At 53.5% G+C, this 11,958-nt stretch carries 17 protein-coding genes; 2 read left to right on the top strand and 15 right to left on the bottom strand.

All coding sequences use genetic code 11. From position 1 onward, the window contains the following. Positions 1 to 38: 38 nt before the first annotated feature. From Q1A34_RS09135 to Q1A34_RS09095, 9 genes are read right to left on the bottom strand one after another with little or no spacing between them, the layout of a single operon-like run. A complete protein-coding gene (locus Q1A34_RS09135) occupies positions 39 to 554 on the bottom strand; it encodes a flagellar basal body-associated FliL family protein (protein ID WP_300033237.1) in 516 nt (171 codons plus the stop codon). A 12-nt stretch (positions 555 to 566) separates the two neighbouring features. Next, positions 567 to 1,298: a flagellar basal body L-ring protein FlgH gene (gene flgH / locus Q1A34_RS09130; RefSeq protein WP_300033234.1), complete on the bottom strand. Its 732-nt coding sequence runs from the start codon at positions 1,296 to 1,298 to the stop codon at positions 567 to 569. Positions 1,299 to 1,310: 12 nt separating this feature from the next. Further along, positions 1,311 to 1,730 (bottom strand): flagellar basal body P-ring formation chaperone FlgA, encoded by a 420-nt coding sequence (gene flgA, locus Q1A34_RS09125; protein WP_300033233.1) that lies wholly within the window; start codon positions 1,728 to 1,730, stop codon positions 1,311 to 1,313. Next, complete coding sequence (gene flgG, locus Q1A34_RS09120; RefSeq protein ID WP_300033231.1) at positions 1,727 to 2,512, bottom strand: flagellar basal-body rod protein FlgG; 786 nt, start codon at positions 2,510 to 2,512, stop codon at positions 1,727 to 1,729. Before flgG ends, flgA begins: the two co-directional genes overlap by 4 nt. Positions 2,513 to 2,531: 19 nt before the next feature. Then, on the bottom strand, positions 2,532 to 3,245 hold the full coding sequence (locus Q1A34_RS09115; RefSeq protein ID WP_300033230.1) for a flagellar hook-basal body complex protein: 714 nt from the start codon (positions 3,243 to 3,245) through the stop codon (positions 2,532 to 2,534). A 2-nt stretch (positions 3,246 to 3,247) separates the two neighbouring features. Further along, positions 3,248 to 3,517 carry a flagellar biosynthetic protein FliQ gene (locus tag Q1A34_RS09110; RefSeq protein ID WP_300033229.1) on the bottom strand — a complete coding sequence of 90 codons (270 nt, stop codon included), beginning with the start codon at positions 3,515 to 3,517 and terminating at the stop codon, positions 3,248 to 3,250. Between the two features lies 1 nt (position 3,518). Continuing rightward, positions 3,519 to 3,845: a flagellar hook-basal body complex protein FliE gene (gene fliE, locus Q1A34_RS09105; protein WP_300033227.1), complete on the bottom strand. Its 327-nt coding sequence runs from the start codon at positions 3,843 to 3,845 to the stop codon at positions 3,519 to 3,521. 47 nt (positions 3,846 to 3,892) lie between these two features. Beyond that, positions 3,893 to 4,285 carry a flagellar basal body rod protein FlgC gene (gene flgC, locus Q1A34_RS09100; RefSeq protein WP_300033225.1) on the bottom strand — a complete coding sequence of 131 codons (393 nt, stop codon included), beginning with the start codon at positions 4,283 to 4,285 and terminating at the stop codon, positions 3,893 to 3,895. A gap of 14 nt (positions 4,286 to 4,299) precedes the next feature. Continuing rightward, complete coding sequence (locus Q1A34_RS09095; RefSeq protein WP_300033223.1) at positions 4,300 to 4,698, bottom strand: FlgB family protein; 399 nt, start codon at positions 4,696 to 4,698, stop codon at positions 4,300 to 4,302. 81 nt (positions 4,699 to 4,779) lie between these two features. On the opposite strand from Q1A34_RS09095, the gene Q1A34_RS09090 reads away from it, so the two are divergent. Then, positions 4,780 to 6,156 carry a FliI/YscN family ATPase gene (locus tag Q1A34_RS09090; protein WP_300033221.1) on the top strand — a complete coding sequence of 459 codons (1,377 nt, stop codon included), beginning with the start codon at positions 4,780 to 4,782 and terminating at the stop codon, positions 6,154 to 6,156. 8 nt (positions 6,157 to 6,164) lie between these two features. Here the strand turns inward: Q1A34_RS09090 and Q1A34_RS09085 are convergent, their stop codons facing one another. The 6 genes from Q1A34_RS09085 to Q1A34_RS09060 form a co-directional block, all read right to left on the bottom strand. Beyond that, a complete protein-coding gene (locus tag Q1A34_RS09085; protein ID WP_300033220.1) occupies positions 6,165 to 7,463 on the bottom strand; it encodes a DUF1217 domain-containing protein in 1,299 nt (432 codons plus the stop codon). After that, positions 7,463 to 7,867 (bottom strand): flagellar biosynthesis repressor FlbT, encoded by a 405-nt coding sequence (flbT, locus tag Q1A34_RS09080; RefSeq protein WP_300033218.1) that lies wholly within the window; start codon positions 7,865 to 7,867, stop codon positions 7,463 to 7,465. The genes Q1A34_RS09085 and flbT overlap by 1 nt, the downstream gene beginning before the upstream one ends. Continuing rightward, entirely contained in the window at positions 7,864 to 8,235 is a 372-nt protein-coding gene (flaF, locus tag Q1A34_RS09075; protein WP_300033216.1) for a flagellar biosynthesis regulator FlaF, read from the bottom strand. The genes flbT and flaF overlap by 4 nt, the downstream gene beginning before the upstream one ends. Before the next feature lie 74 nt (positions 8,236 to 8,309). Then, positions 8,310 to 9,566, bottom strand: coding sequence for a flagellin (locus Q1A34_RS09070; protein WP_300033215.1), 1,257 nt, complete (start codon positions 9,564 to 9,566; stop codon positions 8,310 to 8,312). A 213-nt stretch (positions 9,567 to 9,779) separates the two neighbouring features. After that, complete coding sequence (locus Q1A34_RS09065) at positions 9,780 to 10,139, bottom strand: flagellar biosynthesis protein FlgN (RefSeq protein WP_300033213.1); 360 nt, start codon at positions 10,137 to 10,139, stop codon at positions 9,780 to 9,782. Beyond that, complete coding sequence (locus tag Q1A34_RS09060) at positions 10,129 to 10,410, bottom strand: rod-binding protein (protein WP_300033212.1); 282 nt, start codon at positions 10,408 to 10,410, stop codon at positions 10,129 to 10,131. The genes Q1A34_RS09065 and Q1A34_RS09060 overlap by 11 nt, the downstream gene beginning before the upstream one ends. Before the next feature lie 116 nt (positions 10,411 to 10,526). Between Q1A34_RS09060 and Q1A34_RS09055 the strand changes: the two genes are divergently transcribed. After that, positions 10,527 to 11,957 (top strand): flagellar hook-length control protein FliK, encoded by a 1,431-nt coding sequence (locus Q1A34_RS09055; protein WP_300033210.1) that lies wholly within the window; start codon positions 10,527 to 10,529, stop codon positions 11,955 to 11,957. Position 11,958 lies beyond the last annotated feature (1 nt).

The following is an 11,958-nucleotide window of genomic DNA, read 5'->3' as shown; positions in this document are numbered from 1 at the left end:
AGCGTGGCCAAAAGTTCAATCTCAAAGGATCAGATTGGTCAATAATCCTGACGGGCAATATCTGAAATCAGGACATCATTGATCGTGTCTGATCCCATAGTTTTCTGTGCAATCTCCCGCAGATTACGTCGCAGAACATCAAGGTTATTGTTGTCTGTAAATGCGCCGTCAAAGCCGCCGATATTGGCAAAGTCAAACAGCACCCGCAGAAAGGCATCTCTGATTTTAGGCTCCGTATCGTAGATGATCTGATCCTTGCCTGCCGGAACCTCAACATTCAAAGAGACAACAACCATCGATGCAATTTTGTTGTCTGACACCACCGGAATCACAAATTGGTTCGACAATTTGACATATTGCATCGTCGGGTCGGCTTCGTCGGAACTTTCAGGTGCTTTGATCTCTTCGGAGACAGCGGCATCTTCGCCCTCTTTCAAGGCGGCTTCTTCCTCTGCGGATTCTACCGGTTCCGGCTCAGGTTTCAGAAACAAGCCTGCTCCGATACCTGCACCAGATCCAACAAACAGCATTATCAGGGGGATCAGAAACTTCATCTCGGCTCACTTTCAAAAGGGCAGAATTGCATCAAGTACCTGCTGGCCCATCCGCGGTTGCTGTACGTCACTGATCTGGCCCCGGCCGCCATAGGAAACCCTCGCGGTCGCGATTTTGTCGTATGTGATTTCATTCTGTCGCGAGATATCTTCCGGACGGACATACCCCGTGACCAGCAGTTCGCGCATTTCAAAGTTAACGCGAAGCTCCTGACTGCCGGCAATCGACAGAACACCGTTTGGTAAGACATCGACAATTGTCGCCGCGACACGCAGCGTCAGTTTTTCGTTTCGTTTAACTGATCCGTCGCCCGAAGAACTGCTGGAGGAATTGATCGACACAGCATCAGTTGTTGATGCGCCGTCAGGCAAACGTTCGTCAATTCTCTGAGGTAAACCAAAGAGGCTAGGAATGCCGAGGCTCTCCGATCCGGATCTGGATCGATCGGTTGCATTTGAAATTTCAGCCTCTTCATCGATTTCAATCACAACTGTAAGTATATCGCCTTTTTGAATTGCCCTTCTGTCTCCCAGCAGCGATTGCCGGGCGCCCGACCAAAGCGACGCAGCTTCGGTAGGTGACGAGGCATCAGCCGTTACCGGCAAGCCAGGCGAAAGCATCGCATTGTGCTCGCTGGTTGCCATAGCGGGGCTGAAGGACGGTGCTTTGCCGAGGTGATCAAGTCGCGCGCACCCTGAAACTGCAAAGCTCATTGCGAGGGCAGATATAAAAATTTGCTTCATTTTACTTCCTGTTTACCTGACCAGAACAGAGCCATCGGGCTGCACCTGTCCAAAGAGTGTCTTTCGCGAGGCAAGGTTCATAATCCTGACCCTGTCCCCTGCCGCACCGCGCTCCAGAGACCTTCCTTCTGTCGCGATAACGAGGCCGGATGCTTCAAATCTCAGTGGGACGATCTGGTTTCGCGCGACGATTGCCGGCGGACCAACATCATCGAACCGAACTGGTCGGCCCGCATAAAGCGTCGTGCGCGCTTCCTGACCGATAACGTTGTGGATCGCATCAAAAGAGCCCGGAATCTCGCCAGAAATTACCTTAACATCCAGTTCTGTGATGATCGCTGTCGCCTTGACTGTACGCGTGGCAACAACTGCATCCGCGAAAACCAGACCTGGAAACAGGCATAGTACTGATGTTAAAAACCTGCTGATCATCGGATCTGCGTGGTCGCGCCCATCATCTGGTCGGCTGCTGAAATGACTTTGGCGTTCATCTCATAGCCACGCTGCGCCTCGATCAGCTCCGTGATTTCCCGGACAGCATCAACGGAACTGTCTTCAAGAAAACCCTGCCGAACAGTACCGAGCCCGTCTTCTCCCGGCGTCGAAACCAGCGGAGGGCCGGATGCTTCAGTCTCGGCAAACAAATTGCCTCCCAGCGCCTCAAGACCCTTGGCATTTGTAAAACCAGTCAGATTGAACTGACCAAGAAGCTGGGCATCGGGATTGTCTGCGAAATAGGCAAACACCTCGCCAGAGGCATTGATAGAGATGCTGCGCGCGTCGTCGGGAATAACGATTTCCGGCTGCACGGCGAACCCGTCAGAATTCACGATCAGGCCTTCGCCGGTACGTTTCAAACCACCATCGCGTGTATATGCAGTCAGCCCCGATGGCAGCACGACCTCAAGATAGCCCGACCCCTCGATCGCAATATCCAGATCACCGCCCGTTGCACTGAGAGACCCCTGCTGGAGCTGAACCGACACCGCCGCGGGGCGCACACCGAGACCCAGCTGAACTCCCGTCGGCAGAACGGTACCATCAGTGGCATTGATTGTTCCTGGTCTCATCATCTGCTGGTAATGCAGGTCCGCAAATTCCGCGCGACGCGCATTGTAGCCTGTGGTGCTCATGTTTGAGAGGTTGTTTGAGATGGTCTCGACACGCATTTGCTGAGCGCTCATCCCGGTGGCTGCAATTTTCAGTGCACGCATGGTTTACTCCTTCGACTGTTTACTGTGACAGCGCTTTCAGCGCCTGACGAATTCGCTCATCTTCTGCCTCGAGGAAACTTGCCCCGAGCTCATAGGCCCGCTGAACCTCAATCATTCTGGTGATCTGCAGGATTGAATCGACGTTTGAGCTTTCAACAAATCTCTGCAGCACATTAGACCCTTCGGCAGGTTCATAACCTGCGTCCGCACGAAACATGACACCGTCTTCGCGCACCATCTGCTGCGGCTCAAGCGGGCGGACAACGCCAATCTGCCCGATAGGATTACCTTCGGCCGATATCGTACCGTCAGCGGCTACAGCGATGTCGCCTACACCTGCGGGCACAAAGACCGGCGCTCCACCCGGATCCAGCACCTGATATCCGTCTGCGGTAACCAGATCACCAGCGGCGTTGGGCGAAAATGCACCGGCTCGTGTCAGCCGCTCTCCGGACGGTGTTGCAATGAGGAAAAAGCCGTCGCCTTCGATTGCAAAATCAAATGTTCCGCCGGTTTGCGTCAGAGTGCCCTGTTCCAGAGATGTGTGCCGGGAATTACCCTGACCCATCGACAGGCTGCTGGCGCCATCAATGGACTGAACGTATTCAGAGAAGACCATCCCCTCCTGGCGATATCCTGATGTTGCGGCGTTGGCGATATTGTTGGCCACGATCCGCATTTCACGCATCAGACCGGACTGTCTTGTAAGAGTTGTATAACCAGTGTTTTCCATACTCAGCCTCCGACGATCAGCGGGATGATCATGTCTTTGAAAAACGCGACGAGTGTTTGCGTCATGAAGCCCATCGACAACCAGAAGACGAGCACGATGGCCGCCAGTTTCGGAACGAACGTCAGCGTCATTTCCTGAATGGATGTCAGCGCCTGTACCAGGCCAATGGACACACCCGTAATCAGTGCCGCCGTCAGGATCGGAATCGAAATGATGACCGCGACCCAAAGGCCATGACGCAACGTGTCAAAAAAGATGAGCTCATCGGCCATATCAGACCGGCATCCTCAGAATTTCCTGGTATGCTTCGACGACCTTGTTGCGCACGGTGACCGCTGCTTCCACAGCAAGTTCCGTCTGCGCAAGTGCCTGCACAAGTGCATGCGGATCAGCGTCGCCTACCATCGAGGCTTTGGCAATTTCTTCGCTCTGTGCGAGGGTTTCGGCAAAGTCCACAACGATCTTGCCAGCTGTCTCTGCCATCCCAGCTTCTTCAGGCTTGGGCTCTGTCGCTGGCCTGGCCTGAACATAGCTCTGAATAGCGGAAGAAGCACGTGAGTCCGTAAACTTCTGAATTGCTGATACTGCTTTCATATCCATTCTGGATCTCCTTTTACGCACGCGGTTTCACCGCGCCGGTTAACTCGTTACTTTCTGAGCAGCTCCATAAGACTGCTCGACATTTTCCGTGTCTGTTCAAATACTTTCAGATTGGCCTCATAGCTGCGCTGCGCTTCACGCGCGTCGCCGAGTTCAATCAGAAGATCAACATTCGATCCGTCAAAGTAGCCATCTCCATCTGCCATCGGATGCGATGGGTCAAAGACACGTTCCAAGCTTGTCCGATCGAGACGGACGCGGCTTGTTTCAACCTCAGAAACATTGCTTCCGGCGTTAAAGGCTGTTTCAAACGACACCAGTTTCCGGCGGTACCCGGGGGTATCGGCATTGGAAATATTCTCGGCAAGATGACGCAGCCGGGTTGCCTGGGCTTTGAGCCCGCTTGTAGTGACAGTCAGTGCTTTTGCGAATTCACTCATTATCTTCTCCAGGGTCAGGCGCGGCTGAGGGTTGCGCGCAGGATTGTCATGGAAGACTTGTAGATTGCCAGCGCACGGTCGTGCTGCCGCTTGGCATCCAGCGATTTCAGCATTTCGCCCTCGAGCGAAACGGTATTTCCATTCGGAGCTTCTGGTGCAGTCCGGTCCAAAACCGGGTCAGGCATTTCGCCGGCGGAGGCCCCATGCATGTGCAGACCGCGGGTCGCGCGTTGCGAAAGGCCACCAACAACACTGTCATCGCGGCTGAAAGTTTCGGAAAACGGCAGGACCGTACGCGCCTTGTAATCAGGCGTATCTGCATTGGCGACATTCTGCGCCGATACAGCCTGTTTCTGGCCCGCGTGAACGGCCATTGCATGTGACATCCTGAAGACATCAAGTTTTTCAAACATCGGGGTTTCTCCCTCGTGCGGTTTCATCAAGGCTTAACTGTGATTCCTTTAGAAAGGGTTTGCGGACACAAAAGGATCATCATGTCACAGCATATTCCCTTCGAAGATCTCACCGCTCAGATCACAGAATTGAATCCGGTGCGCGCCATTGGGCGGGTCACACGGGTAGAAGCCGGCCTGATTCATATTTCCGGTCTCGCGGGCAAAGCGCGAATTGGCGATCTTGCGATGGTTTATCGTTTGGGCGAACCGCTTTCCGGCGAAATTCTGCAGCTGGAAGGGGATGAACTGGTGCTTTTGCCGGACCAGGCACCTGACGGCGTTGCCCTGAATGATCGCGCAGCGCTGCTGCAAGCCCGTGGTATTGCGCCGTCTGATTCGTGGATGGGACGCATTATCGACCCGTTCGGAAATCCTTTGGACGGCAAACCGCTATTGCGCGGATCTCTGTCCCGCAGTCTCAGAAATGCCCCCCCTGACCCGGCACAAAGGCGTGCGATGGGTGACAGGATAAACACGGGGCTTACTGTTCTGAACACACTTTTGCCTGTCGTGAAGGGCCAACGAATCGGTCTGTTTTCCGGGTCGGGCGTAGGGAAGTCGAGCTTACTCGGGCACCTCGCACAGAATATGTCTGCGGACATTGTCGTTATCGCACTGATCGGCGAACGCGGGCGGGAACTGCGGCATTTCATCGAAGATGTACTGGGGGAAGAAGGACTGCGCAGGGCCGTTGTCGTTTGTGCGACCTCCGACCAGTCACCGCTGATCAGACGCCGTTGCGCCTGGGCTGCCATGTCTGTTGCCGAGCATTTTCGGGATCGCGGATCTTCTGTTCTGCTGCTTGCCGATTCAATCACACGCTTCGCCGAAGCACACAGAGAAGTCGCAGTTGCCGCCGGTGAGGCCCCCGTCCTGCGCGGGTTTCCACCCTCAACCGCTCACCTGATCATGTCGCTGTGCGAGCGCGCAGGTCCTGGCGCGCGGATGCAGGGCGACATAACCGGTGTCTTCAGTGTACTTGTTGCCGGTTCTGATATGGATGAACCTGTAGCAGATATTCTGAGAGGTGTTCTGGATGGGCATGTCGTTCTCGACAGAAGCATAGCAGAACGAGGCCGTTACCCTGCGATCGACGTGCTTCGATCCGTGTCTCGCAGCCTGCCCGCAGCCGCGAGTGAACCAGAAAACGAGCTGCTCAGCAAAACACGCCGCCTGCTTTCAGTGTACGATGAAAACGCCATGATGATACGTGCTGGTCTTTATTCTGCCGGCAGTGATCCGGAGGTCGATGCGGCGATACAGATCTGGTCCGAACTGGACATCTTTCTTTCGAAGACCGAAAAGAAGTCCATCGAGCACAGCTTTACCCAGCTTGAACTTGTCCTTCGCCGCAACCGAAACCAATTGTCGGCTGTTCCAACTACGCGGGCGGGGCGTCCGAACTCTGCGGCCTGAGCCAGATCCTACGACTGCAGCAGTGCAAGCGCGATCGAAGCGGAGGAAGTGTTCGAAGAGAAGGCATCCAACTGGGACCTTACAATATATTTTTGTATCAGGTCCTCAGTCATTTCAGGATCAGTGAATATACTGAGTTCATCGCTGCCAAAAACCTGTCTGGAGCGTTCTTTGAACACTAAGAGTTGCTGATCTACGTCAACCTGTCCGAACTCGGAAGGAAGGTTCAGTGCTTTTTCAAAAAGAGCGCGCAAAGGTGGCTCACCCATAATCGTGAACCACTTGGCGTCATTTGACATTTCACGTGTGTCGAAATCGTCCAGTACATACTGGCCGTTTGTTATTGTCAGAGTGCCCTCAAATTCAACGCCTTCTGGTATCTCGAACTGTTGTTCAATGTACAGGTCGTTGATGATGAGACCGAATCCGAAGTCATTTGATTTAAGATCCTCGGCAAAGCCGAATCCAAATGCGCGTGAGAGGTTTCTATAGCCAGGATCTTCCAGAGTACTTCCTAACGCGATATCGGAAATACTTCCTTCGACCAGGACCTGCCGGATTTTCTCTAGTTCCGGACTTACAGGTACTTCTGTTGTCGCCTCGAATGACACGATTGCCTGATAGTCCTCGTCAAGTCCAAATGCACCGAGGGCAATTTTCAGCAATCTCGTATCTCCAAGGAGATCGTCGACAGTTTGGATCTGGCCAATGTTGCGTTCAAAGTATTCAGTATCATCACTGACAGAACCGGCGAATTCGGAAACGGCCTCGGATACAGCTTCAGCAGCAATTCTTTCTGGCGGTTTAACTGGTGGCCCTGCAAGTTCCGCGAGTTTTCTCTGCGCATACAATGCAACACGCATGGTATCATCTTGCTGTCCGGCAGCGACTTCAAAGCTGTTTGACGTGTACAGTGATGTTATACGCTCAGTTAATTCTGTAGTTCCGATATCACTTCTTTCCCCAGGACCGAGGCCAAAGGCCTCCACAAACTCCAGGTACCGGCGATCAGAAAATCTGTTTGCAAATGCGTCGTCATTAGTTGAGCCCTCTTCGAGCATTTTTTGAATGAAGAAGCGATTGTCAATGTCGTCCTGCAATCCAAACGCACCCAACGCGACTTCCAGAAGGCGGCGGTCAGAGACGAGATCCTTCGCTGTACGCACTTCGGAGATGTTCTCTGCGAAGTAAGTAATAGCTCGTGACTGCTCTGCATTCTCAGAAAAGGTCTTGATCTGAGTATCGTATGTTCTCTGAAGGTATGACCACCCGCTGAGACCGGACGTCGGAATGATTGGAGAAAACATCAGTGTGGCCTGGCTGCGAGAAGGCGATCTTCACGTGGCAACAGTGCACGCAGCGCTTTGAGTGCGCGATAGTGTTCACCCTCAACTAAACCACGCGTGGCCTCTGCCAATACATTCCGACTGTCTGCGTCGGTAAAAACCTGGCTCAACTCCTCGATCTGACGCAGCAAAGGCAAATGCGCGTCTTCCGGACTTTTATCGCCCGACAATACCAATTGCATTGCAAAACAGGCGCGCTTTACAGGTGTCTTTGCGTCTTCAGGGTGAATTGCATCGCGAAGACGAAGGATGTTCGCATTTGGCGTCATGATGGACAGCCGACTGCGTCTTTCGCCATTCTCAATAACCACCCCGTTGATAAGGACACGTTCTTTTGGGCTCAGCTTCAAAACCAGACCACTCATTGCGCGGATCCTTCTTGTTTCAGGCCACGCAATATCATGGCATTAATTTCGAGCAACGGAACCGCGCTTTCTTCCTTCATCAGCACTTTGTGCATGTGTTTCTGAACAAAGATGGAAAGAGAAATTATGCTTGCCCGCAGATCATCTGGAAGCGTGTTTCTGTCATCTGCACAATCAACAGCAAGGGCGGTCCAAAGCTTATTGTTCTCGTAGAGCGCTTCAGCCAATGACTTGAAGTCATCAGTTTTAATTGCTTTTTTTATCCTGTAGGAAATCCGCGCAATAACCTCGTACTCGGCGCTTCGCGCTGTTCGAGTGGGAGAGGATGCCGGAGCGTAAGCACTTTGAGCTTGGGCGAAGGCGTTCACTTTGAAACCCTTTAATCAGTCTTCAGGAAAAGGTTGGGAGCGCGAAATTTCGCGCTCCCATTGAGTTGTTTTGCTTACCGGAAGAGCGACAGGATTGTCTGCGGTGCCTGGTTGGCAATGGACAGAGCCTGAACACCAAGCTGCTGCTGTGTCTGCAGTGCCTGAAGGCGGGCAGAAGCAGCTTCCATGTCAGCATCAACCAGCGCGCCGATACCGGAGGTCAGACCATCGATCAGCTTACCGACAAACTCGTTTTGAGTCTCGATTTGCTTACCGCTGGAACCAAGAGAAGCAGCAGAGTCGATGGATGTCTGGATCAGACCTTCGATAGCACCCAGAGCAGCGGCTGCACCGTCTTCAGTGGTTACGTCAAAGCTGTTCAGCAGAGACAGTTTACCACCAATGGATGTGGCGCCGTCGTCTGTAGCGCCCGTGAGCTTCTGCATGTCAGCTGCTACGATCGCATTTGCAGCACCACCTGCTGCTTTGTCATTCGACGCGTTGATCTGACCCGCAGTTGTGTCATCGGCAGAGAAGGTGATCTCTTTGCCCAGGCTATCAGCCGCAAAGTTCAAAGCCGTGATGAGACGATTCTGAATATCTGTGACCGTGTCGCCGTCGTTGACACTGACAACAATGGAATCGGCCAGTGCTGTTCCTTCGAGCGAGTCGATCGAGAACATCACACCCGCTGTCGCATCAGCAGCCACAACTGTGTAGGCGGCGGCTGGTGCTGCACCAACGGCAACTGTGTTCGCTGTCATTGCGTTAGCAGCAGTACCGGTACCAGTTGCACTGAACACACCGGCAGTTGTCGAAAGATCCTGCTTCACCACGTCGATGTTAGAGGATGCGACGCCGGTGGCTGAACGGTCAAGCGACGACAAAACGCTGGAAGTACCACTGTCTGCATCATAACCAGCATTCGACAGAAGGTTCAGACCGTTGAACTGCGCCGCACCAGCGATGGACGAGATCTGATTGGTCAGTGCTTCGATGTCAGTCTGAATCTTGGCACGGTCAACGTTGTCTTCCTGTGCGTTTACAACCTTGCCTTTGATTTCCGTCAGCAGATCGGTGATGCTTTCGGCCGCATTCAACGCAACACCAACTGTGGACTGACCCAGCGCCAGCGAGTCGGAGATTGCCTCAAAGCCGGAGACGTCAGAGGACATCACTTTGGAGATGGCCCATGTCGCGGCGTTGTCTTTGGCGCTCTCGATCGTTTTACCAGTCGAGATTTCGCTCTGCACTTTGCCGAGGTTCATGTTGATGGACTTCAGCGTCTGCAGCGCGACCATTGCGCTGTTGTTTGTAAGAATACTGGACATTTATTACGTTCCTTTGATCATTCACGCTTTTGCGTGGTTTGTGGCCGGGCAGGAGACCTGACCGGTGCGAAACTGTCGTTCTGACCAGTGCAACCGCCGTGCTTCGGAGCTGCGCCACCCGTTGTCGGATGCTCGGTCAAACTGCACTCTCAAAGGCTAATGAAGTCCTAAATCCCCTTTGCTCAATAACGCGACTTTTAAACAAATGCAGCTTCAGGCGCGCTTCTCCACCTTGGATTCTGCATTCATATCAATTGTTTGCCGCTTTCCGCTTTCATCGTAGGTATCCAGCGAATTGCGAACGCGGCGCAGTTCGGCCAGTCTTTGTGCGACAGAGCGTATACCCTGCAGAGCCTGATCAAGAAGCACCTGGTTGCGTTTTACTTTCACATTCAGGAGTTCAAGCTGATCAATCTCGCCGGCTTCAAGAACGGAGAGCTGGTCAATCAGAGCTTCCTTTCGTTCAAGAAGACGTCCGACCTGTTCAAGCTCGCCGGCAAGCAGTGCCTTCTTTTCTGCCTCAAGCAGATCATCAAGTTCGCCGATCACGGTCGAAAAACTGTTATCCGTCATTCTGTTTCTCCTTCAGAGACTGAAATATCGATTCGCTGAGGCCAATGCCCCCGGCCCGCACCATCTGCATGGCCTGTTCTTCAATCAGAAAAGACGAAAACTGGTCTTCTCCGGTGCCCCCGCCAAACTGCGAGCTTGTCTGGCCAAGTCCCGCAGATTTAAGCATTTCTGCCAGAAATCCCGCCTCCAGCTTTTCCGCGGCAGCACGCAGAGCGCGATCCTGCGAAGAGACAGCCGCGACCTGTGGGCCAACGGGTGGAATAAATGTCATCTCAGGTATCTCCAATTGCATCTATTTTCCGGGATCATCCCTGTAACCGGTAAAGATGCAGTAACCAACGGGCGTCATAAGGGGGGAAATCAACGGAAGAACTCCGGGAGAAAGCAATGTTGGATATTCCCTTTCTAAAGTCGTCGCCTGGCCCGGCGCGCACAGATTCTGTGAAAACCGAACGTTCAGATCCAAATCGCCCCGGCAAGGGGTCTGATGAATTTGAAGCTGTCATGGCTGAAGAAGCCGAGACGGCGGGCGCCGAAAATGGAAAGCCTGAGGACGTGGCGGAGGCTCCGAACGCACCTTCTGAAAAAAACGAAGGTGAAAGTGATCCAGAAGCCAGAAACGGATCAGAAAATGACGATCCGGCCGACTCCGTCGACCAGCCTGAAGCGACGTTTGCGGAAGACATCGACATTCTGGAGGCTGAGGCTGAAGACAGTTCCGGTTCTGAAGAACAAATCAGCGAAAAGGCGCCGGGAAATGGGCAGGCCATCTCAGAGCTTGCCTTCCTTCAACGCGCTACCGTATCGGACGCCGTCCGGCAGGAAGACGGCCGCTCCGCTTCTCAAACGGTAAAGTCAGGCGCTCTTGCGTCAGAATTGAATAAGCAACCCAGGCAGGACACACTTGGCGTTGCCAGCGCCGCTCAGGTGATTGGCAAAAAAGCTGAACCCCCAGTGGTCGCTGGAATGGATCAGGCCAGCCAGAAAAGCATGGGCCCTGATGTAAACAGCCGGGAAAATGTGCCCGTAAACCGGATGACGGCAGGAGCGGAACTGCCTGAAACAGCTCAGAAAGCAGCAGCTTTAAACATTCAACAGTTGAGGGATCCAAGGGCGCCAGACCGGGAGGCAAAGTCAGAAGGCCCGCGTCGTACTGACCTGAGTGATTCTGAACTTCGCGCGGCCAGCGAAACAGTCCGCAAGGCAGACAACATTGCAACCAAAACATCCCCGAATATCGTGATCAAACCTGTTCCGACACCTGCGGAAAACGCTCTGTCTGTCAATGCCGCGGCCAAGGGTGAAGTTTTTGACCTGCAGCCGGTCGTTACCGGAAGTTCGGAAACTGCCCAGTGGGACCCGCGCAGCAACGGTCCGGCAAACCTGAACCAGATACTCGCGCGGGCAGAAACACCGGCGATGGTCGCGCGTCAGATGGCAGAAATCCTTCAGAAAATGCCGGATAAACCGGTTGAGTTATTGCTCAGTCCAAGAGAACTCGGGCGGGTACGCATGAGCATCTCTGCCGGCGAGGGGACAATAACCGTCAACGTGGTAGCAGAACGGCCTGAAACACTTGATCTGATGAAGCGAAACATTGATCAGCTGGCCCGGGAGTTCGAAAGCATTGGATATGACACAATCAATTTCTCTTTTTCAGAAGGCCAGCAGCAGTCTGGTGAAGGGGAGACTGCTTCAGATCAGTCTGACAGCCAGATTTATGTAAACCATGACGCTGCCGAACAAGCACTGCCAGAAGTTAACGGACCGATTCCGGCCCGGTTGGCTGAGCAGACCGGCGTAGACATCAGACTTTGAG

Source organism: uncultured Roseobacter sp. (assembly GCF_947491795.1).
Classification (GTDB): domain Bacteria; phylum Pseudomonadota; class Alphaproteobacteria; order Rhodobacterales; family Rhodobacteraceae; genus Roseobacter.
Note: the sequence above shows the minus strand (reverse complement) of the source record. Positions and strands in the feature narration are given on the sequence as shown.

What these genes read in the sequence shown, in the direction of transcription:
- flbT (WP_300033218.1), bottom strand. Translation starts at nt 7,867, where the DNA reads ATGAGTGGTCTGGTTTTGAAGCTGAGCCCAAAAGAACGTGTCCTTATC.
- flgH (WP_300033234.1), bottom strand. Translation starts at nt 1,298, where the DNA reads ATGAAGCAAATTTTTATATCTGCCCTCGCAATGAGCTTTGCAGTTTCA.
- Q1A34_RS09110 (WP_300033229.1), bottom strand. Translation starts at nt 3,517, where the DNA reads ATGGCCGATGAGCTCATCTTTTTTGACACGTTGCGTCATGGCCTTTGG.
- fliE (WP_300033227.1), bottom strand. Translation starts at nt 3,845, where the DNA reads ATGGATATGAAAGCAGTATCAGCAATTCAGAAGTTTACGGACTCACGT.
- Q1A34_RS09090 (WP_300033221.1), top strand. Translation starts at nt 4,780, where the DNA reads ATGTCACAGCATATTCCCTTCGAAGATCTCACCGCTCAGATCACAGAA.
- Q1A34_RS09115 (WP_300033230.1), bottom strand. Translation starts at nt 3,245, where the DNA reads ATGGAAAACACTGGTTATACAACTCTTACAAGACAGTCCGGTCTGATG.
- Q1A34_RS09135 (WP_300033237.1), bottom strand. Translation starts at nt 554, where the DNA reads ATGAAGTTTCTGATCCCCCTGATAATGCTGTTTGTTGGATCTGGTGCA.
- Q1A34_RS09065 (WP_300033213.1), bottom strand. Translation starts at nt 10,139, where the DNA reads ATGACGGATAACAGTTTTTCGACCGTGATCGGCGAACTTGATGATCTG.
- Q1A34_RS09055 (WP_300033210.1), top strand. Translation starts at nt 10,527, where the DNA reads ATGTTGGATATTCCCTTTCTAAAGTCGTCGCCTGGCCCGGCGCGCACA.
- Q1A34_RS09085 (WP_300033220.1), bottom strand. Translation starts at nt 7,463, where the DNA reads ATGTTTTCTCCAATCATTCCGACGTCCGGTCTCAGCGGGTGGTCATAC.
- flgG (WP_300033231.1), bottom strand. Translation starts at nt 2,512, where the DNA reads ATGCGTGCACTGAAAATTGCAGCCACCGGGATGAGCGCTCAGCAAATG.
- Q1A34_RS09060 (WP_300033212.1), bottom strand. Translation starts at nt 10,410, where the DNA reads ATGACATTTATTCCACCCGTTGGCCCACAGGTCGCGGCTGTCTCTTCG.
- flgC (WP_300033225.1), bottom strand. Translation starts at nt 4,285, where the DNA reads ATGAGTGAATTCGCAAAAGCACTGACTGTCACTACAAGCGGGCTCAAA.
- flgA (WP_300033233.1), bottom strand. Translation starts at nt 1,730, where the DNA reads ATGATCAGCAGGTTTTTAACATCAGTACTATGCCTGTTTCCAGGTCTG.
- Q1A34_RS09095 (WP_300033223.1), bottom strand. Translation starts at nt 4,698, where the DNA reads ATGTTTGAAAAACTTGATGTCTTCAGGATGTCACATGCAATGGCCGTT.
- Q1A34_RS09070 (WP_300033215.1), bottom strand. Translation starts at nt 9,566, where the DNA reads ATGTCCAGTATTCTTACAAACAACAGCGCAATGGTCGCGCTGCAGACG.